Source organism: Deltaproteobacteria bacterium CG11_big_fil_rev_8_21_14_0_20_49_13 (assembly GCA_002796305.1).
GTDB lineage: Bacteria > UBA10199 > UBA10199.
The window spans coordinates 1-2,049 of record PCWZ01000037.1 but is presented as its reverse complement, the minus strand read 5'-3'; the positions used below and the strand labels follow the sequence as shown (position 1 = coordinate 2,049).

Below are 2,049 nucleotides of genomic sequence, written 5' to 3'. Positions count from 1 at the left end.
GCAATCTCCCGCAAACACTTGATTTATGGAGATTGCTTCGGTCACTACGCTCCCTCGCAATGACACGCCAATGGGTTTTTAGAGGTGCCCATAATGTCCATTCCGCGACATTTGAGATAAGCGGGTGACTGGCTGTCCATTCAGCCGCGCTTGAGTTGCTTGCCTTTTCGGTCGTAAAAACCGTAGGAGTTGACAAATGGGCGGACAATCGTGTATTAGTGGACATTAGAGAGCATATTATGCTTGCATCCAACGTACTTGTCCTAAATAAGAGCTATTTTCCGGTGCATATAACGACGCTTCGACGCGCCTTCGTTATGCTCTATCAGGGCGTTGCCAAGGCGATAGACCACGAATACAAGACCTTTGACTTTCACAGCTGGTCGGAATTATCGGTCGCCACGCACGATGAAACGATAGGCCTTGTGGGAAGAGTGATGCGTGTGCCACGGGTCGTAGTACTTGTAACCTACGACCGTCTCCCTAAAAAAGGGGTCAAGTTTTCACGGCTTAACATACTCCTTCGCGATAAGCACATGTGCCAGTATTGCGGCAAAAAGTTCCAGCGCAATAACCTAAATCTCGATCACGTGATCCCGCGCTCGCAGGGCGGGCTTACCACCTGGGAGAACGTCGTCACCAGCTGTCTTGATTGCAACGGAAAGAAGGGCGGCCTTACCCCAAAAGAGGCCGGTATGAAGCTCATCCACCATCCTTTCAGGCCGGCATCGGTCCCTTTCATAGATATTTCACAGCACATGGTCCGGTACAATGCGTGGAAGCCTTTCATCAACTTTGTTGACTTCTCTTACTGGAATGTGGAACTTGAACCCTAAGAAAAGCAATGATCAATTTCCAAATTACAATTTTCAAGCAATAAACAATCGTTAAAGACAAAATTACAATTGTGAGACTTGACACATACATAGCTCAACATCATCCAGGCATTACCCGTTCGCGCGCCAAGAGGCTTATTGAAGGCGGCAATGTTAGGGTCAATGGTGCTGTTTTTATAAAGGCCGCCCACGACATAAAGGCTTCCGACAGGATCGAAATTAATATCCCTCCACCAACACCGCTTGAAACAGCTCCAGAAAATATTCCGCTCAAGATACTTTACGAAGATAAGGATATAATCGTTGTCAACAAACCGGCATATATGGTTGTTCATCCGGCGGCAGGAAACAAGTGCGGAACATTGGTCAACGCACTTCTTCATCACTGTAGGGACCTTTCCGGCATCGGCGGTGTGGAACGCCCCGGAATAGTTCACAGGCTGGATAAAGGGACATCGGGCATAATAGTGGTCGCCAAGAACGACAATGCTCACAAGAACCTCTCCGATCAGTTCAAGGCAAGGAGCGTGAAAAAGAGATATTGCGCTCTTGTCTTTGGAAAAGTTCCAAATGAGAGTGGCAAGATATTGACACCTATCGGAAGACATCCAACCGACAGAAAAAAAATGTCGGTTAAGACCAGGCACGGTCGCATAGCCGAAACAGATTATGACGTCACTAAAAGATATGGAAACGACCTGACCCTGGTCGACATCAAATTGAGAACAGGCAGGACCCATCAGATCAGGGTGCACTTTTCACACATGGGGCACCCCTTGGTCGGTGATGACCTTTATGGCGGAAGGGCGGTGAAAAGACTAAAGGCATCAAATGCATGTCATTTTCGCGAAAGCGTGAATCCAATGAGTCCGCTAGATGCCCGTTTCCACGGGGATGACATGTCTAAAAAATTGTACAATCTTATAAAAATTTTCCCGCGTCCTTTCTTGCATGCTTATAAGTTGGGGTTCGATCATCCACGCACCGGAAAGAGGATGGAATTTTCAGTTGAAATGCCACAGGATATGACAAGTCTTTTGAAAAAATTGGATGCCATTCTGAGGGCAAAGCCCGAAGAATCCCCTGCATGTGATTGAATTTAGGGCGCGCCGCTCTTATCAAGAAGTTCGCCCGGCTTCTGCGAATCGTGAACGTTCGCAGAACTCGCATCATGGTTCGTGATCACCTTGCTCTTCCCATCAACCTTCGCATG

2 protein-coding genes are annotated in these 2,049 nt (G+C 47.6%); both read left to right on the top strand.

Annotation, left to right across the window (positions count from 1 at the left end; translation table 11 throughout):
* Positions 1–239 precede the first annotated feature (239 nt).
* The gene (locus COV46_03130; protein PIR17684.1) at positions 240–836 is read left to right on the top strand and encodes an HNH endonuclease; all 597 of its coding nucleotides are present in this window, start codon (positions 240–242) and stop codon (positions 834–836) included.
* Positions 837–883: 47 nt separating this feature from the next.
* The gene (locus COV46_03125) at positions 884–1,933 is read left to right on the top strand and encodes an RNA pseudouridine synthase (protein ID PIR17683.1); all 1,050 of its coding nucleotides are present in this window, start codon (positions 884–886) and stop codon (positions 1,931–1,933) included.
* The last annotated feature ends 116 nt before the right edge of the window (positions 1,934–2,049 follow it).